A 23,641-nucleotide genomic window follows, 5' to 3' on the forward strand; every position below is an offset into this window, starting at 1 on the left:
AGAACGCCGCGCCCATAACGGCGCCGCGGCACAGGCTGGGTGCGAACACGAGGACACGCCAACCGGAAACCAATACGGGCGATGATTACTGTCAGTGCTGCTATTGTCGCCCAACGTCAATCGGACGCACGTTCCAAGGAGTTCCGCGCATGCAGCCGGCACCGATCCGCGAAGGGGCCCACTGGGCCCCGGGTCCGGTGCCGTGCGCCCGCGCACGGCGGTCCGCCGCCGAGCCCCCGCGGAGCCTCTCCCGTCGGCTCGCCCAGGCGGCGGCCGTCGCCGGGCTGGCGCTGGCGGGCTGGCTCCTGCTCTCCGCGCTGTCCGGGGCCGCCGCTTCCGCGTCCGCAACGGACCTCGGCGGAGAGACGGGCGACCTCGCCCCCGCCCTTACCGCGCACACTGAGCGGGCGTACGGCGAGGTGCTCTCGCACACTCCCGCCGGGGAGCTGGACGGCGTGGTCGGCGGCAGGCGGCTGCTGCACGCCCCCTCCACCACCGTCGGACGGCTGGTGGACGGCGTGCGGAGGGTCTCCGACGCGTCCGGGCTGGAGGAGCTGCGTCCCGCCGGGACGGCGCTCATCAGGAAGACCGGCCTTCCCTCGGACCGGCGTGCGGTGGACGACCTGCTGTCCCCGCTTACCGGCCAGAAGGCGCCCAACGGCACGCTGCTCGACTCCGGCGGATTCAGCGTTCCCGGAGACGCCCAGGACAGCGAAACGGACGCACGGCGGCCTGAGAGCCCGCGGGACGCGTTCTCGACGATGGCCCCGGGGCTGCGTTCCGGCGCGTCCGCGGGGGCCGGCTGCCGGTCCTGCGCCCGCACCGGGCACGCCCCGTCCGCCCCGCAGCCGGTCATGCCCTCGGGCCACGAGGACGTGAGCGCCGCGTTCCTGCAGACGGGCCAGGCGCCCGGTCCGATGGCGGGCGGCACCCTTCCCTCCCCTGTTCAGGCCGCGCCCGCGACAGTGGACGCGCGAGCCCTGCCGGCGGCGGCGATGGAGGACAAGTCCTCCCCCGCGCGCCCGATGGTCGTCCCCGACTAGGACGTCCACGGCCGGTCGCCAGTACCGGCCCGCGCCCTCCAACCGCGGAGGGTGCGCCCAACGGATCCAGGCCGGCCGCCAAGTGCCGCCCACTCGATCCCGGCTTCCAGCACGACCGCTTCACCCATCTCACGCAGTGGGCGTCCGCGCGCCATTGCCCGATCCATCCGATCCGTTAGACCGCATTGCGCATTGAAGGAGTAGGACATGCGGAACTGGACGAACAACATCGCCCGCACCGCCCTGGTGGCGGCGGGCCTCGCCATGGTGGGGGCCGGGCTAGGCCCCGGCTCCGCCACCGCCGACATCACCAACGGCGATTACGGCGCCTACAGCGGCAACCAGCTGTACGCGCCCGACAACACGCCCATCAACGTCTGCGGCAACGCCGTCGGCATCGTCAGCGTGGCCAAGGCCTGGTGCTACGGCGGCGCCCACGTGTACCACGGCAAGGGCAACGTCACCTCCGGCAAGCACAGCATCGGCAGCGGCAACCAGACCGACCGGTCGGACAACACCCCGATCAACGTCTGCGGCAACGCCATCGGCGTCATCGGCGTCGCGAAGGCCGAATGCCGGGGCGGGGCGACGGTGGGCGAGCCGAACGGCGGCCACGGCTACTCGCAGCACCGGACCTCGGCCGAAGGCTCGGGCAAGGCCCCCGCGGGCGCCCTGGACGGGCTGCCGACCGGGCCGCTGCACGGAGCCGACCCGGTGCGGTCGGTGGGCGACCTCGCGGGCTCGATCGGCCTGCCCGACAGGGCGCCCGCCCTGCCCCAGCCCGCGCCCCCCGCCGCGCCCGCGCCCAAGGCCGTGCCTCCGGCGGCGAAGAAGCCCGCCAAGAAGCCGGTCAAGAAGGCCCCGGTCGCCAAGTCGCCCGCGGCCAAGAAGCCGCTGCACGTCCCGTCGCCGGTCAAGCTGCCGTCCACCAAGCGCGAGCAGGGCACGGCCAACCAGCGCCGCGACGTCCCCGACTCGGACGGCCTCACGCGCGGGATGGCCGACACGCTCGGCCTGCCCGCCACCGAGGGGCTGCCCGACGCCACCGGCCTGCCCGGGGCGCAGGGCCTCACCGACAGCATCATGGAGGGGATGGCGCTGACCACGGACGTCCCGACCGGGCAGAGCGCGCGCGCCAAGGACCCGGCCACGCTCCCGGCGCCCGCCGCCAAGCGCTTCGCCGTCCAGAACCCGCCGGACCCGTTCGACGCCGTGCGCGACCTGGTCGAGGCGCTCGGCGTCCCGGTCCGCCCGTTCGAGCAGGTGAAGGTGCCCACCGAGGACCAGGCCGACGAGCAGGAGACGCAGCCGCAGCAGCCTCTCCAGCAGCAGCTGCAGAAGCAGTCGCAGACGCAGCAGCCCGGCCGTCCGCCCGCGCAGTCGCCCGCGAAGTCCGACGGCGGCCCCAGGCCCGACGGTGACCAGCAGCAGAAGGCCAACAAGCCGACCCTGCCGCTGGAAGGGCTGCCGATCAACATCGGCCGCGGGACTCCGCTGAGCCCCTGACCGGAGACCGGGGTTCACCCGTGACGGTGCGGGCGCGCCGCTCCACACGCGCCCGCACCGGCACGCCCGGACACCCACCCCCGAACACACCCCCCGTACACACACCCCCGGACACCAGCCGAAGGAGCAAGAGGACATGCGTTCACCGGCCGTCATCGGCGTCCTGCTGGTAACGCTCGCGCCGGTACCCGCCGCGGCGTCGGCCCACCTGCCCCCCTCCGTGACCGCCCCCGCGCCCGCCCCCGCAGCCGCTCCTGCCCAGGCTCCCGGACGCGTGCTCGCGCGGATCTCGATCCCTCGCCTGAACCTGAAGGACCGCCCCATCCGCGAAGGCGTGTCCCAGCGCGTCCTCGCCCGCGGCATCGGCCACTACCCCGGGACAGCGATGCCTGGCCGGATCGGCAACGCGGTGCTGCTCGGGCACCGCACCACCTACCTGGCCCCCTTCCACAACATCGACTGGATGCGTCCGGGCGACCGCGTCATCGTGCGCGCCGGCCGCACGACGCACACCTTCCGCGTGTACTCGAAGCAGATCATCTCCCCGAGAAGGACGAGCGTCCTCGCACCGGTCCCGTTCCACCGGGGCAAGGCGCCCCGGCACAGCGCCCTCACCCTCATCAGCTGCCATCCCAAGGGCTCGGACAGGAAGCGGCTGGTCGTCCTGGCCAGGGGGGAGGCGTGAACGCGTCGCTGCGCGAATTCACCGCCGCGCCGCCCGCCTGGATCTCCAAGCCCCTGTACGCCATGACGCCCGACGAGCTGCGCGACCTGCGTGCCGCGCTCTACCGCGAGACCCCGCAGGACGTGGCGCTGCTGCGCGCCATCGACGGACGGCTGGCGATGTTCATCCCGCCGCCCGCCCCGCCCGTGGACGCCGGACCGCACTGGGACGACACCGACCCCGGGATCGGCATCGCCCCCGTCACCGACACCGCCACCGAGTGCGACACCGAGTCCGACACCGAGTCCGACACCGAGTCCGACGACTGGGCCCTCGACGGCTGAGCCGAGGGTCAGCTCAGCTGGCCGGCCTTCCGCGACGAAGGCCGCTCCCCGCCGTTCACCTGAAGCAGGTACTTCACCAGCGACGTCAGCACGCTCTTGGCGGACTCGCGGCTGCGCGCGTCGCACAGCACGACCGGCGTCTGCGGGTTCAGGTCCAGCGCGTCCCGGATCTCGGCGGCGGCGTAGTCGAACCCGTCGTCGAAGCAGTTGACGCCGATGATGAACGGCAGCCCGCGGCTCTCGAAGTAGTCCACCGCCGGGAAGCAGTCGGCCATCCGGCGCGTGTCGGCGAGCACGATCGCCCCCAGCGCGCCGTGCGACAACTCGTCCCACATGAACCAGAACCGGTCCTGTCCGGGCGTGCCGAACAGGTACAGGATCAGCCCGTCCCGGATGGTGATCCGGCCGAAGTCCATGGCGACCGTGGTCGTCGTCTTGCGGTCCACGCCGGAGATGTCGTCGATGCCGACACTCTGCTCGGTGAGGACCTCCTCGGTCTGCAGCGGGCGGATCTCGCTGACCGCGCCGACGAAGGTGGTCTTGCCGACGCCGAAGCCCCCCGCCACGAGGATCTTGACCGCGAGGGGCATCGCGGCATCGGGAGAGTCAGAGCGCCTCGAGTCCATGGAGCACTTCCCTGAGCAGATGTTCGGTCACGGTCTGGTTCTCCTGTTGCGGACGCCGTACCGCGATGAGCCGGTGTGCGAGCAGGTCGCCGAGCAGCACCCGCACCACGACCAGCGGCAGCCCCATCCGGGCGGAGACCTCCGCCACCGAATGGGGCCGCACGCACAGATCGACGATGGCCAGGTGCTCGGGTCCGATGTCGGGCGAGGCGGAGGCGGGAGTCGCCACCGTCGCGATGATGGCGATCATCTCGAAGCCCTCGCCGCGGGTGCGGGGCCGGGCGCGACCCCGCGTCAGCGCGTACGAGCGGACGAGGGGGCCCGCGTCCTCGTCGAGCCATTCGTTTCCGGGGCCGCTCATCGAACTGTCACGACCCCTCGTCGAACTCGATCGTCGACTCCGTGCGGCCGCGCTGCGTGCCCCGCTGGATCGACGACATCATCGAGCGCAGCTCCTCGGGCGAGCGGTCGGCGCGCGGCGCCGGCTGGTCGGCGGGGAGGGAGTTCTCCCCGCTCGGCTCGTCCCGCAGCTGCGGTGCCATGTTGGCCTGCCGGACCCGGCGCGGCAGGTCGGGGCGCTCGCCGCGCCCGCCGCGGCCGCCCCCGCCGCCGCGCGAGCCACCGCCGGGCGGGCGGCGCGGCGGCCCGGTGTTCCCGCCGCCGCTGCCGCCGGCCCGCCGTTCGGAACGGGCCTCCTGGACGGGCCGGGGCGCCGCCGGCGGCGGCTCCGGCATCGGCTCGGGCACAGGAGCGGGCGGCACGGCATGCGGGGGCACGGCATGCGGGGGCACGGCCTGCGGTGGAACGGCATGCGGCGGGACGGGAGCGTTCGGTTCGGGCATCGGCTGAGACGGTTCCCCGTGCGGTCTGCGGTGCCGCGAGCCCTGCGGCACCTCCGGTTCGTTGGAGTGCAGGCGCAGCACCGGCCCGCCGGTCCCGGCGGGCAGTGCGGCGCGGTCGTGGCCCGGGGCGCCCCGGACCACGCCGACCGGCATCAGCGCGTCCTGGCTGCGCCGGGTGAGCGCGAGCTGCGCCTCGGCGTCGGCGTCGTACTCGTCGGTGTCGTGCACGACGATGTCCTCGGGGATCAGCACCACGGCGCTCATCCCGCCGAACGGGGAGGTGCGCAGCGTGACCTTGATCCGGTGCCGCTGGGCCAGCCGGCCGACCACGAACAGGCCGAGCTGGGCGCTGTCGGACAGGTCGAACTCGGGCGGGTTGGCCAGCCGCTCGTTGGCCGCGGCCAGGCTGGCCTCGTCCATGCTCAGGCCGCGGTCCTCGATCTCGATGGTGAACCCGCGCGCCACCGCCTGCCCGGTGACCTGCACGCTGGTGTGCGGCGGGGAGAACGAGGCGGCGTTCTCGATCAGCTCGGCCAGCAGGTGGATGACGTCGGCGACCGCCACCCCGGTGATCGCGGCCTGCGACATCGGCGCCACCGAGACCCGGGTGTAGTCCTCCACCTCGGAGGCGGCGGCGCGGGCCACGTCGATGACCGCGACCGGGTTGCGCCAGCCGCGGCCCGGGGCCTGGCCGGAGAGGATGATGAGGCCTTCCGCGTGCCGGCGCATGCGGGTGGCCAGGTGGTCGATCCGGAACAGGTCCTCCAGGTCGTCCGGCTCGGTGATCCGGCGCTCCATGGAGTCCAGCAGGTTCAGCTGCCGGTGCAGCAGCGTCTGGCTGCGGCGGGCCAGGTTGACGAACACCTCGCTGATGCCGCGGCGCAGCCCGGCCTCCTCGACCGCGCCCTGGATCGCGGTCCGGCGGGCGGCGTTGAACGCCTGGCCGACCTGGTCGATCTCCTCGGTGGCGAACGACAGCGGCGGCGCCTCGGCGACGACGTCGACCTCCTCGCCGCGGCGCAGCCGCTGGATGACGCCCGGCAGCCGGGAGCTGGCCAGGTCCAGCGCCTCCCGCTTGAGGCCGTTCAGGTCGCGGATGACCGAGCGGGCGGCCCAGATCGCCAGCGTGACCGACAGCACCACCGCGACCAGACCGAGCACGCCGGCCAGCGCCACCCGCAGGATGATCGCGTCCGAGATCGGCTTGGCGCGCTGCTCGGCGGCGCCGATCAGCGACAGCTCCAGGCCGCGCAGCTTGATCAGGTTGGTGTCGACGGTGTTCTTCCACAGCGCCGGGGTCTCGTCGGCCGCGCCCCTGGGCATCCGCGGGACGGCGACGAACCGGTCCTCCAGCTGGCGGAGCCGGGCGTACTCGGGCGTGCTCGTCACCCGGCGGAAGTAGGTGCGGTCGCCGGTGCGCAGCTCGGGCGAGGCGATGTCGTACAGCGCCCGCTGGGTGCCGACCAGCTTGACGAACTCGGCGTGCTCGGCGCGGGTGATCTGCCCCGCGGCCAGCACGCCCGCCAGCAGCGCGTCCTCCTGGGAGAGCGCCTCCCGGGCGCGGGCCAGCGCGACCTGGTTGCGGGCGTCCTTGGCGACCTCGGCGTTGCTCAGCGTGGCCATCGTGCCCTGCAGGGTGCCGATGCCGCCGAGCAGAGCGGTGAAGTCGGCGAACGCCTGGGCGCGGGCGGTGCCGCCGGTGTCGATCGCGGTGCGCTTGCCGGCCAGCCCGTTCAGGCCGGTGACGATCTCGTTGGCCAGCTGGCGGGTCTGCTGCGGCGCGTCTTCCAGGGCGCCCTTGTCCCCGGCGAGCTCGCGGAACAGGCCGGCCTGGCGGTCGGTGACCAGCCGGGCGGACTCCATCACCGCGAAGTCGGTCGGCGCTTTGGAGCCGAGGTAGACCATGGTGGTGCGGCGTTCGACCTGCAGGGCGCTGCCGAGGGCGCCCGAGGGGTACTCGTAGTGGTCCTGGACCGTTTCGACGTTGCGCAGGTTCAGGCCCTCCCCGAGGGTGACGCTCGCGGCGAACGCCCACAGGATGGACAGCGACACCAGCGAGACGAGCACGAGCGCCGTGACCTTGAAACGTACTGTCCTGAACCGTCCGGACCCGGGTCGTGGACGCCGATGACTGATGCGTGACTTCATTCGACGGTCCCTTGTTTGCACTGGGGAGGCTCTCCGTTAGCCGACGGTCACTAACCGCACGAGAGGGTACAGGGCTACGTGATCCTTTGCGTGAGTTGTGGACAGAGATCCAAATCATTCCGGTTTGCTGGGCATGACCGGTAGCTGCCCCCGTACAATCCGCGAGCGTGATCTTCAACAGCCTGCCCAATCAGCTCCAACGCCGACCGACCACGCCCGGCTCCCGCCCGTCCGGCGTGCGGTCCCCCCACGGACGCGGGCGGCTGTCGACGGCGGTGGCCGCCGCCGCGGCGCTGACCGCGGCACTGGCCGCGGGTTGCAGCGGCTCCTCCGACGCCACCCGCACCGCGCTGCCGCAGATCCCCGCACAGCAGGTCATCGGCGCCACCGAGGGCCAGCTGAACCTCATCGCCTGGGCGGGGTACGCCGAAGACGGGACCACCGACCCGAAGGTCGACTGGGTCACCCCGTTCACCAAGGCCACCGGCTGCAAGGTGCAGACCAAGATCGCCGACACCTCGGACTCGATGGTCGCGCTGATGAAGACCGGGAAGTACGACGGCGTGTCGGCGTCCGGCGACGCCAGCCTGCGGCTCATCTACGGCGGCGACGTGGCCCCGGTCAACACCTCGCTGCTGACCAACTACCCGGACATCGCCGACTACCTAAAGGAGCAGCCCTACAATTCGGTCGGCGGGCAGATGTACGGCGCCCCGCACGGCTACGGCGCCAACTACCTGATGTACAACAGGAACAAGCTGCCGCAGCCGCCCACGTCGTGGAGCGTGGTGTTCGAGAAGAACTCCCCCGCGGCGGGAAAGATCACCGCCTACGACTCGCCGATCTACATCGCGGACGCGGCGCTGTACCTGAAGTCCAAGCGTCCCGACCTCAAGATCAAAGACCCGTACGCGCTCGACCAGAAGCAGTTCGACGCGGCGATCGCGCTGCTGAAGCAGCAGCGCGCGCTGGTCGGCCAGTACTGGCACAACTTCCTCGACGAGGTCCAGGCCTTCAAGATCGGTGACATCACCGCCGGCACCTCCTGGCAGGTGACCGCGCTGGCGACCAAGGCCGAGAAGGCGCCGGTGGAGACCGTGCTGCCCGTCGAGGGCGCCACCGGATGGTCCGACACCTGGATGATCTCCTCGCGGGCCCGCAACCCGAACTGCATGTACCGCTGGATGAACTGGATCACCACCGCCAAGGTGCAGTCGCAGGTGGCCCAGTGGTTCGGCCAGGCGGCCGCCAACCCCAAGGCGTGCCGCTACACCGCCAAGTCGTTCTGCTCCGAGTACAAGATCGGCGACGCCGACTTCTACAAGAAGATCGCGTTCTGGAAGACGCCGGTGGCCAACTGCGGCGACGACCGGGGCGACTCCTGCGTGGACTACTCACGCTGGTCGCAGGCCTGGGCAGAAATCAAGGGATAGAAGAGGTGACCGCCCCGAGCCCCTGACCGAACAGCAGCACAACCGATCTCCCAATCCCCGTACGAGTGCGATGGCGCACCATAAGGAGACGTTTCCGTGAAGTTCAGCTACGCAATGCTGCCCGACTACCCGCTCTCGGAGTCGCTGGCCTCCATCAAGCTCGCCGACGAGCTGGGGTTCTACGCCGTCTACGCGGCCGACGAGCCGTGGCACAAGGACCTGTGGCTGCTGTTCGCGGCCGCCGCCGCACAGACCTCCCAGGTCCGCCTCGGCCCGTCCGTCTCGGCGGTCACGCTGCGCGAGCCGTCGCTGATCGCGCAGGCCGCCGCCACCCTGGACGAGCTGACCAACGGCCGCGCCGAGGTCGTGCTGGGCAGCGGCAACTTCGGCGTGCTCGCCCAGTACAAGATCGACTGGGCCAAGACCAAGCCGCTCACCCGCGTGAAGGAGGCGGTCGAGGTCGTCCGCACCCTGCTCGACGAGGGCGCCATCACCCGGGACGGCGAGTTCTACAGCTACGACGGCCTGTTCACCTTCGCCCGGCCCGTCCAGGAGCACCTCCCGGTCAAGATCGGCGCGATGCGCGGGCCGAAGTCGTTCCAGGCCGCCGGTGAGTTCTCCGACGGCGTGCACCACGCGCTCAGCTACTCGCGCGGCGCCTACGAGTACGCGGTCGAGAACTTCAAGATCGGCGCCGAGCGCGCCGGCAAGGACCCGCAGTCGCTCGACATCGGCGCCTGGGTCGTGTTCGCGGTCGGCCCGGACTCGGCCGCGGCCAAGGAGGCCGCCCGCAGCATGGTCGGCCTGTACGCCTCGGCGATGCCGGTCGAGCAGCTGCAGCGCAACGGCGTCGACCCGGCCGACGTGACCCCGATCATCGAGGCGATCGGCGCGGGCGACCTGGCCAAGGCGATCGAGCTGACCACCCCGGAGATCACCGAGAAGCTGTCGCTGGCCGGCACCCCGGACGAGGTCCGCGCCAAGATCGAGAGCGAGATCGCCCCCACCGGGGTCAACCACCTGATCGCCGCGATCACCGACGCCGGGCTGGTGAAGTCGTTCACCGGCCGCGACCTCGAGGGCGTCCCCGACGTGGACGGCCAGCTGCGCCTGATCCACGACGAGCTGATGCCCGCGTTCAAGTAAGCCCCCGGATGGGGCCGGGGGCCGGGCGCACCGCGCCCGGCCCCCACCCGTCAGCCGTCGAACGCCGTCAGGTCGAGCCCGGCCAGCCGGTCGGGATCGGACAGGACGTGGATCTCGGCGATCCTGCCGTCCACGACGATGAAGCTCAGCACCGACACCGGGCGGCCGTCCTGGCTGTTGAGGATCCCGGCGGCCCCGTTCACCAGCACGGGACGCGTGGCGTAGGCGGTGGCGAACCGCTGGAAGCCGACCGCGTTCCCGGCCACGACCGCCGCACCGCGCAGCACCCGCATGCCACCCGCCGCGGCCGCACCCGTATCCGCGCGCAGCACGACCTCCGGGTCCAGGACGGCGAGCAGCCCCTCGAAGTCCCCCTCCCGCGCCGCGGCCAGGAACGCCTCGACGACCTCGCGCTGGCGGGCCGGATCGGAGTCGGGCACGGGCGCCTCGCCGCGCACCCGGCGGCGGGCCCGGCTGGCCAGCTTCTTCGTCGTGTCGGCCGAACGGCCCACCAGCGGCGCGATCTGATCGAACGGCACGCCGAACATGTCGTGCAGGACGAACGCGACCCGTTCGGCGGGGCTCAGCGATTCGAGCACCACCAGCAGCGCCAGCCCGACCGAGTCGGCGATCAGGACCGCCTCCTCCGGGTCGGCGCCGTCCTCGCGGCTCACGACCGGGTCCGGCAGATGCGACTCCAGGGGCGTCTCCCGCCGAGCCGTCCGCGACCTCAGCATGTCAAGGCACACCCGCCCGACGACCGTGGTCAGCCAGCCGCCCAGATTCTCGATGCCGTCCGCGTCGGCACGGCTGAGCCGCAGCCACGCCTCCTGCACAGCGTCCTCGGCCTCGCTCAGCGAACCGAGCATCCGGTAGGCCACCGCTCTCAGATGCGAGCGGTGCCCTTCGAAGCGGTCGGCCAGAAAGTCCTTGTCATCCACGGGGCGCAGCCTTCCATCAGTGCCGTCGTCCCCCTGACGAACCGAACCCGTTAAAGGTGACCGGCGTGCGGTCGCGCGCGCTCTCGCGGCGCCGAGTCCGCTTCCTTGACGGCCCTGTGCGTTGGGCGTCTCATGGGAGGGGGTGGATGGCCGCCCTGGCGACGCGACGGGAACGTGAGAAAGGGGGACTCACGTGACAGCCACGGTAGTCGCGCGTAAACCGGCCGTGGGGGACGCCTACTGGGTGCTGGGCGGTCTCTACGAGGTCAAGGTGTCGAGTGAGGAGTCCGACGGCGAGCTGGTCGTCATGCATATGACCATCCCCGAGGGGATGGGCGCGATGCCTCACACGCACCCAGGGGCCGAGGCGGTGTACGTCCTCGACGGGACGCTCCGCTTCCACATCGGCGAGGAGACCATGGAGGGAGAGCCCGGCTCCTTCTTCTACATCCCCGCGGGCACCTGGGAGCACTTCGAGCCGATGAGCACCGTGCGTGTGCTCGCGGAGTACCTGCCCGGCAAAGACATCGACAAGTTCTTCGCCGAGATCGGGGAACCGGCGACGGCACGGGAGCTGCCACCCGCTTCGACGGCCCAGGCCGACCTGCAGCGGGTCGTCGCGGCCGGCGCCCGCTACGGCATGCAGGTGAGGGCTTCGTAGGACGAGGTGATGTGGAGAGGAGCGGCGCGTGATCGCCGCTCCTCTCCACTGTCAGAGTGCCAGGGAACGCGAGCGGTCCAGACAGGCGGTGGGGGTGAGCAGCGCTCCCGCGGCCATTTCCGCTTCCACGGCGGCCGGCTCCAGGGCGTTGCCGATCCTGGCCTCGATACGGGCGATGTCGGCGCGCTCGACGGGACCCGGCGTCAACCCGGTCGTGCGACGGATCGCCATGGCCGCCCCCAGGAACCGGGCGCCGGTCTCCGGGTGGCCCGCGAGGCTCAGCGCGCTCGCCATGCCCTCAAGGGAGAAGGCCATGTCACGCGGGCCGTCGATCCGCAACCCGACCGACAACGCCTCCTGATGCATGGCGAAGGCCCTCGCCGGGTCGGCGCGCAGCTCGGCCGTGTAGCCGAGGCCCACATAGACCAGCGGCAGGAAGAGCGGGGGCGGTTCGTCCTCGTCCAACGGGACGGACTTGAGCAGGGCCGTCAGGCGCGACTCGGCGTCGTCGGCGTCGCCCTCGTGGCGGGCCAGCAAACCGAGCACCAGCTCGGCCAGCACCGTGGCGGGCTGGTGCGCGGATTCCAGGGGCCGCTCGCAGTACGCGCGGGCCTCCGTGAACTCGCCGCGCTGCATCGCGATCCACCCCAGCAAGACCCGCCCCATCGCGACATCCGGCCACAGGTGGAGCTCCTCGGCCATGCGCAGCGCGTCCAGCTGCAGGACGCCCGCGCGCCCGTACTCGCCGGTCAGCTCGGCGTGGGCGGCGAGCCATCCCGCGGCCTGGAGCTGCCCCCACCGGTCGCCGAGCCGGGCGAACATCCGGGTGGCGCGCTCGCCCTCGCGCTCCAGGGCCGCGGGCTCCCCGCGCGCGTGCGCGTGCTTGGACCGCAGGATCAGCGTCGCCGCCTCGCCCCACTGGTCGCCGTGCTCGTCGAACGTCGCCAGCGCCTTGTCGAGCAGCCTCTCCCCGGTCGCCGTATCGTCGGTCTCGCTGCCGACGAACGCCAGGAACCACTGCGCGCGGGCACGGTCGCGCGGCGCGCAAGGGGCGAGCCCCGCCAGCGCCTCGTCCCGGCGGGCCGACCAGTGCGCGTCATCACCGTTCAGGGCGGCGAGCCCGGTACGCCACGCGGCCGCCCTCCCCCGCGCCGCCGGATCACCATCGCCGCCCGCCGCCAGCGCCGCGTCCAGTGACCGCAGCGCCTCCGACAGCCGGCCCCGCAGGAACCAGTACCAGGTGAGCGCGTTGGCCAGCCGCAGCGCGTCCGGGCCGTCCAGGGCGAGCCGCAGGTTGGCGGCCTCGGTGTCCAGGACGCGCAGCCAGTGGTCCTGGTCGCCGCCGAACAGGCGCGGCTCGGCGTGCGCGGCCAGCCCGGTGTAGTAGCGGTGGTGGCGGCCCAGGACCTCCTCGCGCTCGCCCGCCTCGGCGAGCCGGTCGGCGCAGTACGCGGCCACCGACTCCAGCAGGCGGTAGCGGGGCCCGTCGGCGCGGTCGGCCATCACCACCAGCGACCGGTCGACCAGCCGCACCAGCAGGTCCAGCACGTCGAAGACCGGGATGTCGTCGCCCGCGCACACCGCCTCGGCCGCCTCCAGCGAGCAGCCGTCGGCGTGCACCGCCAGCCGGCGCAGCACGGCCCGCTCCGGCTCCGACAGCAGCTCCCAGCTCCACTCGATCACCGCGGCGAGCGTGCGCTGGCGGTCCGGGGCGCCGCGGTGCCCGGTGGCCAGCAGGCGGAACCGGTCGTCCAGACGCGAGACCACGCCGTGCACGCCCAGCGCCCGCACCCGGGTCGCGGCCAGCTCCAGCGCCAGCGGGACACCGTCCAGGCGACGGCACAGCACCGCGACCGCGGCGGCGTTGCCGCCGTCCAGCCGGAAGCCGCGCGAGGCCGCAGACGCCCGCGCCGCGAACAGCCGCACCGCGCTCGACCGGCGCAGCTCGTCCAGGTCCGGCACCTCGTCGGGGTCGGGCGGCTCGGGCACCTCCAGCGCTGGGACGTTCCACACCACCTCGCCCGCCAGCCCGAGCGGCTCCCGGCCGGTGGCCAGCACGCGCAGCCCCGGCACGGCGTCCAGCAGCCGCCGGGTCAGGCCCGCCACCTGCTCGACGACATGCTCGCAGTTGTCCAGGACGAGCAGCAGGCCGCGCGGCGCCAGCGCGTCGGCGAGCCGCTCGGCGGGCCCGCCCGCGCCCCCGGGCGCCGGGGCGTCGCGGATGTCCAGGACGCGCAGGACGCCGTCGGTCAGGTCATCGGCCGTCGCGGACCGCTCGAACGCCGCCAGCTCCACCATCCATACGCCGTCCGCGCACCCGCGGGCACCCCGGGCCGCCTCGACCGCCAGCCGGGTCTTGCCGACGCCGCCCGGCCCGGTCAGCGTCACCAGGCGCTCCGAGCCGAGCCGGGCCCGGATCTCCGCGACCGCCTCGTCCCGGCCGATCAGGTCGGACGGCGGCTCCGGCAGGTTGCCGCGCCGCGCCGGGGCGGGCACGTCGAGCTCGGGGGCCTGCGACAGGATCGACCGGTGCAGCGCGACCAGCCCGGCGCCCGGATCCACGCCCAGCTCGCCGGCCAGCCGGCGGCGCAGCACCTCGTAGCTCTCCAGGGCCTCGCTCTGCCGCCCCGACCGGTAAAGGGCGCGCATGTGCGCGGCCCGCAGCCGCTCCCGCAGCGGGTGCGCGGCCAGCAGGCCCCCCAGCTCACCGGCCAGCACCCCGTGCTCGCCCAGCTCCAGCCGTACCTCGAAGTCGTCCTCCAGCGTGGTCAGCCGCAGCTCCTCCAGCCGCGCGATCGCCGCCCGGGCGAACGGCTCGTCGGCGAAGTCGGCCAGCGCCGCGCCGCGCCACAGGTCCAGCGCCTCCGCCAGCAGCCCGGCCCTGGCGGCCGGGTCGGCGGTCTCCCGGGCGCGCGCCGCGATCGCCTGGAACCGGTGCGCGTCCAGCCACTCCGGGACGATCTCCAGCAGGTAGCCGGCCGGGCGTGTCGCGACCAGCCCGCGGGCGCCCGGCTCGGCGTCCTCCAGGATCCGGCGCAGCTGGGAGACCTTGGCCGACAGCGCGGCGGGCGGGTTGCCGGGCGGCTCCTCGCCCCACAGATCGTCGATCAGCCGGTCGGCCGGGACCGGACGGCCCTCGTGCAGCAGCAGATCCGCCAGCAGGGCACGCACTTTGCGGCCGGGCACCGCGACCGGCCCGCCGTCGTCGGTCCACACGGCCAGCGGCCCCAGCACCCCGAAACGCATGGGCCGCACGATAGCGGCACGCCGGAACGGAGCGAAGCAACTTCGGGGAGTAACCCGGAAAGCCGCGCGAACCGACCGCCGATCGCTCCAGGCGCGGGGGAGAAATCCGGAAAAATGTCGCTCCGGATGTCGATCGGGGGGTGTTTCGATCGACGCGCCGGTGAAGGGGGAGGTCACGAAGGGTCTCCCCGCACCGAGACAAGGAGACGACCGATGCGCTTCCTGATGATGACGACGGACGACGGCGCCGGCGCCAACCCGCCGGACGAGAAGCAGGCCGCCGAGATGGGCGCGTTCATCTGAAACCTCCGAGGAAACCCCCGCCTTCACTTCAGACAGCGGAGTTATCGAACTCCTGCGGAGCAGGACAGGGAGAGCCGAATCGCCGTCAGGGCGATCAGGCGTCCGCTACCCCGAAACCCGCACGCCTGCACCACTTTGAGTGATAGTTGTGGGTCATGGCGGCACAGGTGAAGCGGGCGTTCAAGTACCGCTTCTACCCGACTCAGGCGCAGGCGGCGGAGCTGTCGCGCACCTTCGGGTGTGTGCGCAAGGTCTACAACCTGGCACTGGCCGCCCGCACCGAGGCGTGGACGCTCAACAGGGAGCGGGTCGGCTACAACGCGACCTCGGCGATGCTGACCGCCTGGAAGAAGACCGAGGAACTCGCCTACCTCACCCAGGTGTCCTCCGTCCCGCTCCAGCAGGCACTCCGGCACCTGCAGACGGCGTTCACCCACTTCTTCGCCAAACGTGCCGGGTATCCCCGGTTCAAGTCCCGGAAGAGGTCACGCAGGTCGGCGGAGTACACCGCCTCGGGGTTCCGGTTCCGCGACGGTGAACTCACGCTGGCGAAGATGGCCGAGCCGCTGGCCATCGTGTGGTCGCGGCCACTGCCCGAGGAGGCCCGGCCCTCGACGGTGACGGTGTCCCAGGACGCGGCCGGGCGCTGGTTCGTGTCCCTGCTGTGCCAGGACCCGGCCGTCAGGCCGCTGCCCGTCACCGGCGGAACGGTCGGCATCGACGCCGGGCTCGATCACCTGCTCACCCTGTCCACCGGCGAGAAGATCACCAACCCCCGCCACGAACGCCACGACCGCACCCGCCTGGCCAAGGCCCAGCGAGAACTGTCCCGCAAAGCCAAGGGCGACGGGGCCAACCAGGCCAAGGCCCGGCGCAGGGTCGCCCGGATCCACGCCCGGATCGCCGACCGGCGCCGCGACTTCCTACACAAGATCACCACTCGGCTCGTGCGTGACAACCAAACGCTCGTGATCGAAGACCTGACCGTTCGCAACATGCTCAAGAACCGCAGCCTCGCCCGCGCCATCGGCGACGCGGCCTGGAGCGAGTTCCGGCGCATGCTGGAGTACAAGGCCACCTGGTACGGCCGCGAGGTCATCGCGGTCGACCGCTGGTTCCCCTCCTCCAAACTCTGCTCCGCCTGCGGCAACCGGCAGAGCGACATGCCTTTGCACGTCCGCGCCTGGACGTGCGGCTGCGGGACCTCCCACGACCGGGACGTGAACGCAGCCAAGAACATTCTGGCCGCCGGGCTGGCGGTGACGGCCTGTGGAGCCGGTGTAAGACCTCAACGGGACTCCTCCCGCACGGGGCGGTCGGCAGTGAAGCAGGAAACCCCGCGGCGCGAGCCGTAGGAATCCCCTCCTTCGGGAGGGAGAGGAAGCCAACGAGGAGATGAGCAAGCGCGCTGTACCCGCACGCGGTCCGCATCACGTCGTCCGGCGAGCCGTCGCTCAAGAGCCACCACCCGCTGCCGAGCGTCCGCGGCGACCTGCTGTTCAGGCTGGCCCGGTACCGCGAGGCGCGGGCCGAGTTCGAACGGGCCGCCTCTCTCACCCGCAACGAACGCGAACGCGCGCTTCTCCTCGAACGCGCCGCCATTTCCGAACGCAAAGGACATTGCTGATGATCGCTCTTTCGGACGTCCGGGACGCCGCCGCCAGGATCGAGGGCCGGGTACGCAGGACACCCGTCATGGAGGCCGACCCTTCCGCGTTCGTGCCCGAAGGCGCCCCCGCGCCCGCGAAGCTGTGGTTGAAGCTGGAGCTGACGCAGCACACGGGGTCGTTCAAGGCGCGCGGCGCGTTCAACCGCATTCTGCGGGCGGCCGAGGAGGGGCTCCTGGGCGAGGCAGGTGTCATCGCCGCCTCCGGCGGGAACGCGGGCCTGGCGGTGGCGTACGCCGCTTCGCAGGTGGGCGCCAAGGCCGAGGTGTACGTGCCGGAGACCGCGCCCCCGGTGAAGGTGGCCAGGCTGCGCGCGCTTGGCGCGACCGTCGTTCAGGTGGGCGTGAAGTACAACGATGCCTACGAGGGCGCGATCAAGCGTGCCAAGGACACCGGTGCGTTGTTCTGCCACCCCTACGACCAGCGCGAGATGTGCGCGGGGCAGGGCGTCATCGGTTTGGAGCTGTTCGAGCAGACCGGCGGCGAGGTCGACACCGTCCTGCTGGCGGTGGGCGGCGGGGGCCTCATGGCGGGCGTCGCCGCGGCCCTGGAGGGGCAGGCGACCGTCGTGGGCGTCGAGCCGTCCACCGCGCCGACGCTCAACGCCGCGCTGCGCGCCGGACGGCCGGTCGACGTGGAGGTCTCCGGCGTCGCCGCCGACTCGCTGGGCGCCACCCGCGCCGGCGAGATCGCGCACGCTGTGGCCGTGCGCACCGGGGTACGGTCCGTGCTGGTCTCCGACGAGGCGATCAGCGCGGCCCGGCGGCGGCTCTGGGACGAGTACCGCCTGGTGGTCGAGCACGGCACGGCCGCCGCTGCCGCCGCCCTGCGCGCGGGCGCGTACCGTCCCGCGCCGGGCGAGCGCGTGGCAGTGCTGCTGTGCGGCGCCAACACCGGCCTGAGCGACCTGGCGTGATGGCCCGCGCTCCCCTGCGCAGCGCGGTCAGGGGCGGGTGACGAACTGGAGCGGGAGCGGGGGCTTGGCCGACGTGGCCGGGCTCCTCGTCGCGAGCGGGCCCTTACCGCCGCACAGCGCCTGGACGAAATGCGCGCCGAGCGCGTTGTCGATGGCGTTCGGCGTGGGCGCGCCCTGCCCGTCGAGCTGCTGGTATTTGGTGAGGTTGAAGCCCAGCGCGAGCTGCCTGCGTCCGTCGACGCTGGACAGCACCTGCGTACCGCTGCCGAACACGACCCCGTCGTGGCCCCAGAACGTGCCGCACGGCATCTCCATGGAGTAGAGCCCCAGGCCGTAGTTCATCAGCGTGTTGCCGTTGGCGTCCTGGACCGGGACGGTGCTCTGCATCTCCGTCAGAGCGCCGCGTCCGATGAGCTTGCCGGTCAACAGGGCACGGTAGAACGTGTTGAGGTCGTCCGTGGTGGAGACGAGTGCGCCCGCTACACCGATCCAGCTCATGTTGAAGACGCTGTACTCGCGGGGCGGTTCGGCGTGGCGGTACAGCGCCTCGTACATGCGCGAGTGATCGCCGTAGATGGCCGGCTCTGTGGGGAAGTAGGTCTTCTTCAACCCAGCCGGGCGTATGACGTTCTTCTGGATGTAGGTCTCGGCCTTGACGCCGGTGACCTCCTCCAGCAGTTGCCCCAGGATGATGTAGTTGGTGTTGGAGTACGCCCATGACGCCCCGGGAGCGTTCGTCGGGGGCGACTCCACTCCCCACTTGATGAGCCGGTCGGCGCGCAGCGTACGGAACCGGTGCCGGTCCAGGCTCTCTGGAGACAACCGCTGCAGGGACGGGAACGCGAAGCGGACGAAGTCGGCGATGCCGCTGGTGTGGTTGAGCAGCATCCGCACCGTGACCTGCTGCCCGCGCTCCCCCGGCACCGTGCCGGGAAGGTATTGCGCGATCGGGGCGTCGAGCTGCAAACGGCCCTGTTCCGCCAGTTGCAGCACCGCGGTGGCCGTGAACGTCTTGGTGACGCTGCCGACCCGGTGCTGCATGTCGGGACGCACGGGACGGCGCGTCCGCACGTCGGCGACGCCGGACGCGCCCTTCCACGCATCGTCGTCCTGGCGGACGGCCGAGTACAGGCCGTACATCCCCGCCTCGTGGGTGGCGTCGAGGGTGACGCGCAGCTTGGCCGCGTCGAACGACATGACCTGCGGGTCGGCCTGCGCCGGCGGCGCGAACGCCGTCAATCCGACCGCCAGGGCCGCCGCGACCGGCACCGTTCCGGCGAACCGCCTCAACCGCACGAACCGCCTCGTCGCCATCCCCGTCTCTCTCTAGTCGAACGACACTGAGAAGCAGTCTTCTCGGACATCGACCATGGTGTCATCCCGCGCCGGGAGGAGATCAACATCCTGCGAAGGTCACCCAAAGGCGACCTTCGCGCCATCACATCGGACGACCGGAGGATGCGGAGGATACGGAGAGGATCAGGAGAGGATCAGGAGATGACCAGCAGCAGGTCGCCGGCCTGCACCGGGGTCGCCGCGGGGACCGCGAGCCGGGTGACGGTCCCGCCGACCGGCGCGGTGATCGCGGCCTCCATCTTCATCGCCTCGATGGTGGCCACCACGTCCCCGGCCGCGACCGTCTCGCCCTTGGCGACCCGCAGCGTCACCGACCCGTCGAACGGCGCCGGGACGTGCCCGGGCTCGGCCGGGTCGGCCCGCTCCACCGGCGGCACGTCCGCCGCGACCGAGCGGTCCCGCACCGACAGCGTGCGCAGCTGCCCGTTCACGGTGCAGATCACCTGCCGGAAGCCGGCCTCGTCGAGCTCGCCGACCGCCTCCAGCCCGGCCAGCACGCGCACGCCCGGCTCCAGGTCGAAGGAGACCTCCTGGCCGGGACGCAAGCCGAACAGGAACGCACCCGTCGGCAGCACCGACAGGTCGCCGTACGCCGCCCGCGTCTCGCGGAAGTCCTTGGCGGGCCCGGCGAACAGCAGCCGGTCGAGGGTGTCGCGGACCTCGGGCCCGGCGAGCGCCTTCTCCTCGTCGCCGGTCAGCTCCGCGCGCGCCGGGGCGTGCTGCCGCCCGGCCAGCGCCCGGCCGCGGAACGGCTCGGGCCAGCCGCCGGGCGGGTCGCCCAGCTCGCCGCTCAGGAACCCGACCACGCTGTCGGGGACGTCGTAGCGCTCGGGGTGGGCGGCGAAGTCGTCCGGGTCGGCCCCGGCCGCGACCAGGTGCAGCGCCAGGTCGCCCACGACCTTGCTGGACGGGGTGACCTTGACGAGCCGGCCGAGGATCCGGTCGGCGGCCGCGTACAGCCGCTCGATCTCCTCGAACCGGTCGCCGAGGCCGAGCGCGACCGCCTGCTGGCGCAGGTTGGACAGCTGCCCGCCGGGGATCTCGTGGTGGTAGACGCGCCCGGTGGGCGACGGGAGGCCCATCTCGAACGGCGCGTACAGCTTCCGTACCGCCTCCCAGTAGGGCTCCATGGCCGTGAGCGCGTTCAGGTCGATTCCCGTGGCGCGCTCGGTGAAGTCGGTGTGCGCCACGATCGCCTGAAGCGGCGGCTGGCTCGTGGTGCCCGAAAGGGGGGCGGCGGCCCCGTCCACCGCGTCCACCCCGGCTTCGACGGCCGCGAGGTACGTCGCCAGCTGGCCGCCCGCCGTGTCGTGCGTGTGCAGGTGGACGGGCAGGTCGAAACGTTCACGCAAGGCGGTGACGAGCGTGCGCGCGGCAGGCGCCCGCAGCAGGCCCGCCATGTCCTTGATGCACAGCACGTGCACGCCCGCTTCGACCAGTTCCTCTGCCAGGCGCAGGTAGTAATCGAGCGTGTAGAGCTTCTCTCCAGGGGACGACAGGTCGCCCGTGTAGCACAGCGTGCCTTCGACCACCGCGTGCGTTTGGAGAACGGCGTCGATCGCCGGGCGCATCCGCTCCACGTCGTTCAGGGCGTCGAACACCCGGAAGATGTCCACGCCCGTGCGCGCGGCCTCGGTGACGAAGGCGCGCGCCACCGAGTCGGGGTACGGCGTGTAACCCACCGTGTTGCGTCCCCGCAGCAGCATCTGGATGCACATGTTGGGCGCGGCCTCGCGAATGGACGCCAGCCGTTCCCACGGCGACTCGCCCAAGAAGCGGAGCGCGACATCGTACGTGGCGCCGCCCCACGCCTCCAGGGAGAGCATCTGCGGGGTCATCCGCGCCAGGTACGGCGCCGCCGACAGCAGGTCGAACGTCCGCACCCGGGTGGCCAGGAGCGACTGGTGCGCGTCCCGGAACGTCGTGTCCGTGACCGCCAGCGCCTCCTGCGCCCGCAACCGCTCCGCGAACGCCTTGGGGCCGAGCTCCAGCAGCCGGTCCCGCGCGCCCTCCGGGAACGGCCCGGCCAGGTCGATCTCCGGCAGCTTGACCTGCGGGTCCAGATCCGTCGGCGCCTCACCGTTCGGCTTGTTCACCGTGACGCCCGCGAGATAGCGGACCAGCCGGGTCGCGCGGTCACCGCTGGAACGCGCCGTCAGCAACTCGGGATGCTCGACGATGTACGCCGTCGTCACCCCGCCCGCGCGGAAGTCGTCCTCGTCCAGCAGCGCCCGCAGGAACGGGATGTTCGTCGCCACGCCGCGGATGCGGAACTCCGCCACCGCGCGCCGCGCCCGCCGCACCGCCTCCTCGAACGTCCGGCCGCGGCAGGTCAGCTTCACCAGCATCGAGTCGAAGTGCGGCGTCACCACGGCGCCCGCGTACGTCGTCCCGGTGTCCAGCCGCACCCCGGCGCCGCCCGGCGACCGGTACGCGGAGATCTTCCCGGTGTCGGGCCGGAAGTCGTTGGCCGGGTCCTCGGTCGTGATCCGGCACTGCACGGCGAACCCGGAGACCTGCACGCCGTCCTGCGAGATCGCCAGGTCCTCCAGCGTCTCGCCGCCCGCGATCCGCAGCTGGCTCTGCACCAGGTCCACGCCCGTGACCTCCTCGGTCACGGTGTGCTCGACCTGGATCCGCGGGTTCATCTCGATGAACACGTGCCGGCCCGTCGGGTCCACCAGGAACTCCACGGTGCCCGCGTTCACGTACCCGATCTCGCGCGCGAACCGGACCGCGTCCTCGCACAGCCGCTCGGCGACCGCCGGGTCCAGCCGCGGCGCTGGCGCGATCTCGACCACCTTCTGGTGCCGCCGCTGGACGGAGCAGTCGCGTTCGCGCAGGTGGACGGTGTGCCCGGTGCCGTCGGCCAGCACCTGCACCTCGATGTGCCGGGGCCGGTCCACGGCCATCTCCAGGAACACCGTGGGGTCGCCGAACGCGCTCTCGGCCTCCCGCCGCGCCGCGTCGACCGCGGCCGGCAGGTCCTCGCGGCGGTCCACCCGCCGCAGCCCGCGCCCGCCGCCGCCGGCCGCCGCCTTGACGAACAGCGGGAAGCCGACCTCGTCCGCCGCCTCCAGCTCCGCGCCCGGCTCCGGGGTGGCCGACCGCAGCACCGGCAGCCCGGCCCGCCGCGCCGCCGCCACCGCCTCGATCTTGTTCCCGGCCAGGTCCAGCACCGCGGCGGGCGGCCCGACGAACGTCAGCCCGTTCCGCGCGCACGCCTCGGCCAGCGCCGGGCTCTCCGACAGGAACCCGTACCCGGGGTAGACGGCGTCGGCCCCGACCCGCACCGCGGTCTCCACGATCCCGTCCACGTCCAGGTAGGCCCGCACGGGATGGCCGTGCTCGCCGATCTCGTACGCCTCGTCGGCCTTCTGGCGGTGCAGCGACAGCCGGTCCTCGTAGGCGTAGACCGCCACGCTGGAGATCCCGAGTTCGTACGCGGCGCGGAACGCCCGTACGGCGATCTCACCCCGGTTGGCGACGAGCAGCTTCTTGATCACGGCGTAACTCCCAGGAGACGGTTCGGGCGAGGCCGCCCCGGACACGACGGCCCCCCGGGCTCGTCGTCGAGCGGCCTCAACATAACCCGCGGAGGATTTCCTCCCGGTACCTACCCCCCGGCCTTCTCCCGCAGACCCGGGCCGGTGGCGCGGTCAGCGCCGCCGGGTTCGGACGATCACGAGCGCGGCCCCGGCCAGAGCGGCGCCGACGAAGAAGCCGCCCAGGTAGCCGATGCCGGAACCGCCCAGGAGCGCCCAGGCGGCGCCGACCACGGCGAGGGCCGCGACGTAGCCGACGACCATTCGGGTGAGTGGCAGGGACGAGCGCTCCGGGATCTGGTCGAGGGAGCCGGCGGGCGCGTTCTGCTTGGGACGCTTGTAGTAGCGGTAGCAGAGCCAGGTGCCGCAGGCCTCCCAGCCGTCCGGTGACGGTGCGCCGCCGGTCTCGCGCCGGTACTCCCAGCGGCGGGGGTCGGCGAGGTCGCGGTGGGCGACGAAGCGGCCGTCCCCGTCGACGCGCTCCACCTCCCAGCCCTCCTCGCCGGCGGCGTAGAGGCGGGCCCGGTCGGCGAACGCGTCGGCGGTCCACGTCCAGGTGCGCGCGGTGGGGTCGGTCTCCGGGCTGGGAGCACCGTCGAACGCCGAGCCGGTGAGGCGTTCGGCGAGGTCCCGGACAGGGCCGTACCGCTCTTCGGGATCCGCGCCGCCCGCATGTGCGGCGAGGTGCTCGACGGTCTCGTCCACCTCGCCGGCGGGCAGGCCGCGCGCGTGCAGCAGCCCGGCCAGATCCTCGAAGTAGGCGGTCGTCATCGCGGCTCTCCTGGGCGGGGGGCATGGCATGCCAAACCTAACGCGTAAAAAAATCGAACGATCGCTCGGAATACCACAGACGATCTTGGGGTTGTACGGACGGCGCGGCACGCCCCCGTGCCGCGCCATGCCCATCCCGTACGGAGTACGGGTAGCCGACACCGATGGAGTCACCGTTGCGAAGCAGCATTCCCAAGGCCCGGACCGGTCCCGAACGCAAGCACGTGAAGTCCACCTCGCTACGAGCCCTCGCGGTCGCCGCGCGGCTGGAACGCGAGCATTCCGCTGAGCATGCCCCGGAGGGTCCGCCGGGCCGTGAGCCCGGCCGGGCGGACCGGCGCCCGTCGCGGCGCACGCCCGACCCGGCCTGAGCCGACCTCGAAAGGCCCCCGTACAACCGGTACGGGGGCCTTTCTCATCCGGCACGCGACACTCTTGATCATCCCCATCCGGGAGCGCACACCCTCGATCGACCAATAGTCT

Annotated in this window: 18 protein-coding genes and 1 pseudogene; 11 read left to right on the top strand and 8 right to left on the bottom strand. The window is 72.4% G+C overall.

Going from position 1 to position 23,641, the window contains the following annotated elements; all coding sequences use genetic code 11:
* Positions 1–149 precede the first annotated feature (149 nt).
* The 4 genes from ABD340_RS28650 (at position 150) to ABD340_RS28665 (ending at position 3,557) form a co-directional block, all read left to right on the top strand.
* Complete coding sequence (locus ABD340_RS28650) at positions 150–1,043, top strand: hypothetical protein (protein ID WP_344593072.1); 894 nt, start codon at positions 150–152, stop codon at positions 1,041–1,043.
* A 207-nt stretch (positions 1,044–1,250) separates the two neighbouring features.
* The gene (locus ABD340_RS28655; RefSeq protein ID WP_344593073.1) at positions 1,251–2,549 is read left to right on the top strand and encodes a chaplin family protein; all 1,299 of its coding nucleotides are present in this window, start codon (positions 1,251–1,253) and stop codon (positions 2,547–2,549) included.
* Between the two features lie 136 nt (positions 2,550–2,685).
* Positions 2,686–3,234, top strand: a complete 549-nt coding sequence (locus tag ABD340_RS28660; RefSeq protein ID WP_344593074.1) for a class E sortase — start codon at positions 2,686–2,688, stop codon at positions 3,232–3,234.
* Complete coding sequence (locus tag ABD340_RS28665; RefSeq protein WP_344593075.1) at positions 3,231–3,557, top strand: hypothetical protein; 327 nt, start codon at positions 3,231–3,233, stop codon at positions 3,555–3,557. Before ABD340_RS28660 ends, ABD340_RS28665 begins: the two co-directional genes overlap by 4 nt.
* Before the next feature lie 8 nt (positions 3,558–3,565).
* Here the strand turns inward: ABD340_RS28665 and ABD340_RS28670 are convergent, their stop codons facing one another.
* The 3 genes from ABD340_RS28670 to ABD340_RS28680 are packed head-to-tail and all read right to left on the bottom strand — an operon-like array spanning position 3,566 to position 7,092.
* A complete protein-coding gene (locus ABD340_RS28670; protein ID WP_425547451.1) occupies positions 3,566–4,183 on the bottom strand; it encodes a GTP-binding protein in 618 nt (205 codons plus the stop codon).
* Entirely contained in the window at positions 4,164–4,544 is a 381-nt protein-coding gene (locus ABD340_RS28675) for a DUF742 domain-containing protein (RefSeq protein ID WP_344593077.1), read from the bottom strand. Before ABD340_RS28675 ends, ABD340_RS28670 begins: the two co-directional genes overlap by 20 nt.
* Positions 4,545–4,551: 7 nt before the next feature.
* On the bottom strand, positions 4,552–7,092 hold the full coding sequence (locus ABD340_RS28680; RefSeq protein WP_344593078.1) for a sensor histidine kinase: 2,541 nt from the start codon (positions 7,090–7,092) through the stop codon (positions 4,552–4,554).
* A gap of 248 nt (positions 7,093–7,340) precedes the next feature.
* Here ABD340_RS28680 and ABD340_RS28685 point away from each other — a divergent pair, with 248 nt between their 5' ends.
* A complete protein-coding gene (locus ABD340_RS28685) occupies positions 7,341–8,606 on the top strand; it encodes an ABC transporter substrate-binding protein (RefSeq protein ID WP_344593079.1) in 1,266 nt (421 codons plus the stop codon).
* 96 nt (positions 8,607–8,702) lie between these two features.
* Positions 8,703–9,752 carry an LLM class flavin-dependent oxidoreductase gene (locus ABD340_RS28690; RefSeq protein WP_344593080.1) on the top strand — a complete coding sequence of 350 codons (1,050 nt, stop codon included), beginning with the start codon at positions 8,703–8,705 and terminating at the stop codon, positions 9,750–9,752.
* A gap of 50 nt (positions 9,753–9,802) precedes the next feature.
* Here the strand turns inward: ABD340_RS28690 and sigJ are convergent, their stop codons facing one another.
* Positions 9,803–10,693, bottom strand: coding sequence for an RNA polymerase sigma factor SigJ (gene sigJ / locus ABD340_RS28695; protein ID WP_344593081.1), 891 nt, complete (start codon positions 10,691–10,693; stop codon positions 9,803–9,805).
* A gap of 193 nt (positions 10,694–10,886) precedes the next feature.
* Between sigJ and ABD340_RS28700 the strand changes: the two genes are divergently transcribed.
* The gene (locus ABD340_RS28700; protein WP_344593083.1) at positions 10,887–11,354 is read left to right on the top strand and encodes a cupin domain-containing protein; all 468 of its coding nucleotides are present in this window, start codon (positions 10,887–10,889) and stop codon (positions 11,352–11,354) included.
* Positions 11,355–11,405: 51 nt separating this feature from the next.
* Here the strand turns inward: ABD340_RS28700 and ABD340_RS28705 are convergent, their stop codons facing one another.
* On the bottom strand, positions 11,406–14,600 hold the full coding sequence (locus tag ABD340_RS28705) for an AfsR/SARP family transcriptional regulator (protein ID WP_344593085.1): 3,195 nt from the start codon (positions 14,598–14,600) through the stop codon (positions 11,406–11,408).
* Positions 14,601–15,058: 458 nt separating this feature from the next.
* On the opposite strand from ABD340_RS28705, the gene ABD340_RS28710 reads away from it, so the two are divergent.
* The 3 genes and pseudogenes from ABD340_RS28710 (at position 15,059) to ABD340_RS28720 (ending at position 17,486) form a co-directional block, all read left to right on the top strand.
* Positions 15,059–16,258 (top strand): RNA-guided endonuclease InsQ/TnpB family protein, encoded by a 1,200-nt coding sequence (locus ABD340_RS28710; RefSeq protein WP_344593086.1) that lies wholly within the window; start codon positions 15,059–15,061, stop codon positions 16,256–16,258.
* A 110-nt stretch (positions 16,259–16,368) separates the two neighbouring features.
* Positions 16,369–16,530: pseudogene (locus ABD340_RS28715) on the top strand (RNA polymerase subunit sigma-24); the annotation flags it as partial.
* Complete coding sequence (locus tag ABD340_RS28720) at positions 16,530–17,486, top strand: threonine/serine dehydratase (protein ID WP_344593087.1); 957 nt, start codon at positions 16,530–16,532, stop codon at positions 17,484–17,486. The pseudogene ABD340_RS28715 and the gene ABD340_RS28720, both read left to right, overlap by 1 nt.
* 27 nt (positions 17,487–17,513) lie before the next feature.
* Here the strand turns inward: ABD340_RS28720 and ABD340_RS28725 are convergent, their stop codons facing one another.
* The 3 genes from ABD340_RS28725 to ABD340_RS28735 form a co-directional block, all read right to left on the bottom strand.
* Positions 17,514–18,800, bottom strand: coding sequence for a serine hydrolase domain-containing protein (locus tag ABD340_RS28725; RefSeq protein WP_344593088.1), 1,287 nt, complete (start codon positions 18,798–18,800; stop codon positions 17,514–17,516).
* Positions 18,801–18,976: 176 nt separating this feature from the next.
* Positions 18,977–22,348: a pyruvate carboxylase gene (locus ABD340_RS28730; protein WP_344593090.1), complete on the bottom strand. Its 3,372-nt coding sequence runs from the start codon at positions 22,346–22,348 to the stop codon at positions 18,977–18,979.
* A 153-nt stretch (positions 22,349–22,501) separates the two neighbouring features.
* Positions 22,502–23,158 (bottom strand): hypothetical protein, encoded by a 657-nt coding sequence (locus ABD340_RS28735; RefSeq protein ID WP_344593091.1) that lies wholly within the window; start codon positions 23,156–23,158, stop codon positions 22,502–22,504.
* A gap of 176 nt (positions 23,159–23,334) precedes the next feature.
* Between ABD340_RS28735 and ABD340_RS28740 the strand changes: the two genes are divergently transcribed.
* Positions 23,335–23,529 (top strand): hypothetical protein, encoded by a 195-nt coding sequence (locus ABD340_RS28740; protein WP_344593093.1) that lies wholly within the window; start codon positions 23,335–23,337, stop codon positions 23,527–23,529.
* The last annotated feature ends 112 nt before the right edge of the window (positions 23,530–23,641 follow it).

It is taken from the genome of Actinomadura vinacea, from assembly GCF_039532545.1.
GTDB classification, from domain to species: Bacteria; Actinomycetota; Actinomycetes; order Streptosporangiales; family Streptosporangiaceae; genus Spirillospora; species Spirillospora vinacea.

Bases quoted from the DNA above. Each gene is read 5' to 3' on its own strand.
- ABD340_RS28650 (WP_344593072.1), top strand. From the start codon at position 150: ATGCAGCCGGCACCGATCCGCGAAGGGGCCCACTGGGCCCCGGGTCCG.
- ABD340_RS28655 (WP_344593073.1), top strand. From the start codon at position 1,251: ATGCGGAACTGGACGAACAACATCGCCCGCACCGCCCTGGTGGCGGCG.
- ABD340_RS28660 (WP_344593074.1), top strand. From the start codon at position 2,686: ATGCGTTCACCGGCCGTCATCGGCGTCCTGCTGGTAACGCTCGCGCCG.
- ABD340_RS28670 (WP_425547451.1), bottom strand. From the start codon at position 4,183: ATGGACTCGAGGCGCTCTGACTCTCCCGATGCCGCGATGCCCCTCGCG.
- ABD340_RS28675 (WP_344593077.1), bottom strand. From the start codon at position 4,544: ATGAGCGGCCCCGGAAACGAATGGCTCGACGAGGACGCGGGCCCCCTC.
- ABD340_RS28705 (WP_344593085.1), bottom strand. From the start codon at position 14,600: ATGCGTTTCGGGGTGCTGGGGCCGCTGGCCGTGTGGACCGACGACGGC.
- ABD340_RS28710 (WP_344593086.1), top strand. From the start codon at position 15,059: ATGGCGGCACAGGTGAAGCGGGCGTTCAAGTACCGCTTCTACCCGACT.
- ABD340_RS28720 (WP_344593087.1), top strand. From the start codon at position 16,530: ATGATCGCTCTTTCGGACGTCCGGGACGCCGCCGCCAGGATCGAGGGC.
- ABD340_RS28725 (WP_344593088.1), bottom strand. From the start codon at position 18,800: ATGGCGACGAGGCGGTTCGTGCGGTTGAGGCGGTTCGCCGGAACGGTG.
- ABD340_RS28735 (WP_344593091.1), bottom strand. From the start codon at position 23,158: ATGACGACCGCCTACTTCGAGGATCTGGCCGGGCTGCTGCACGCGCGC.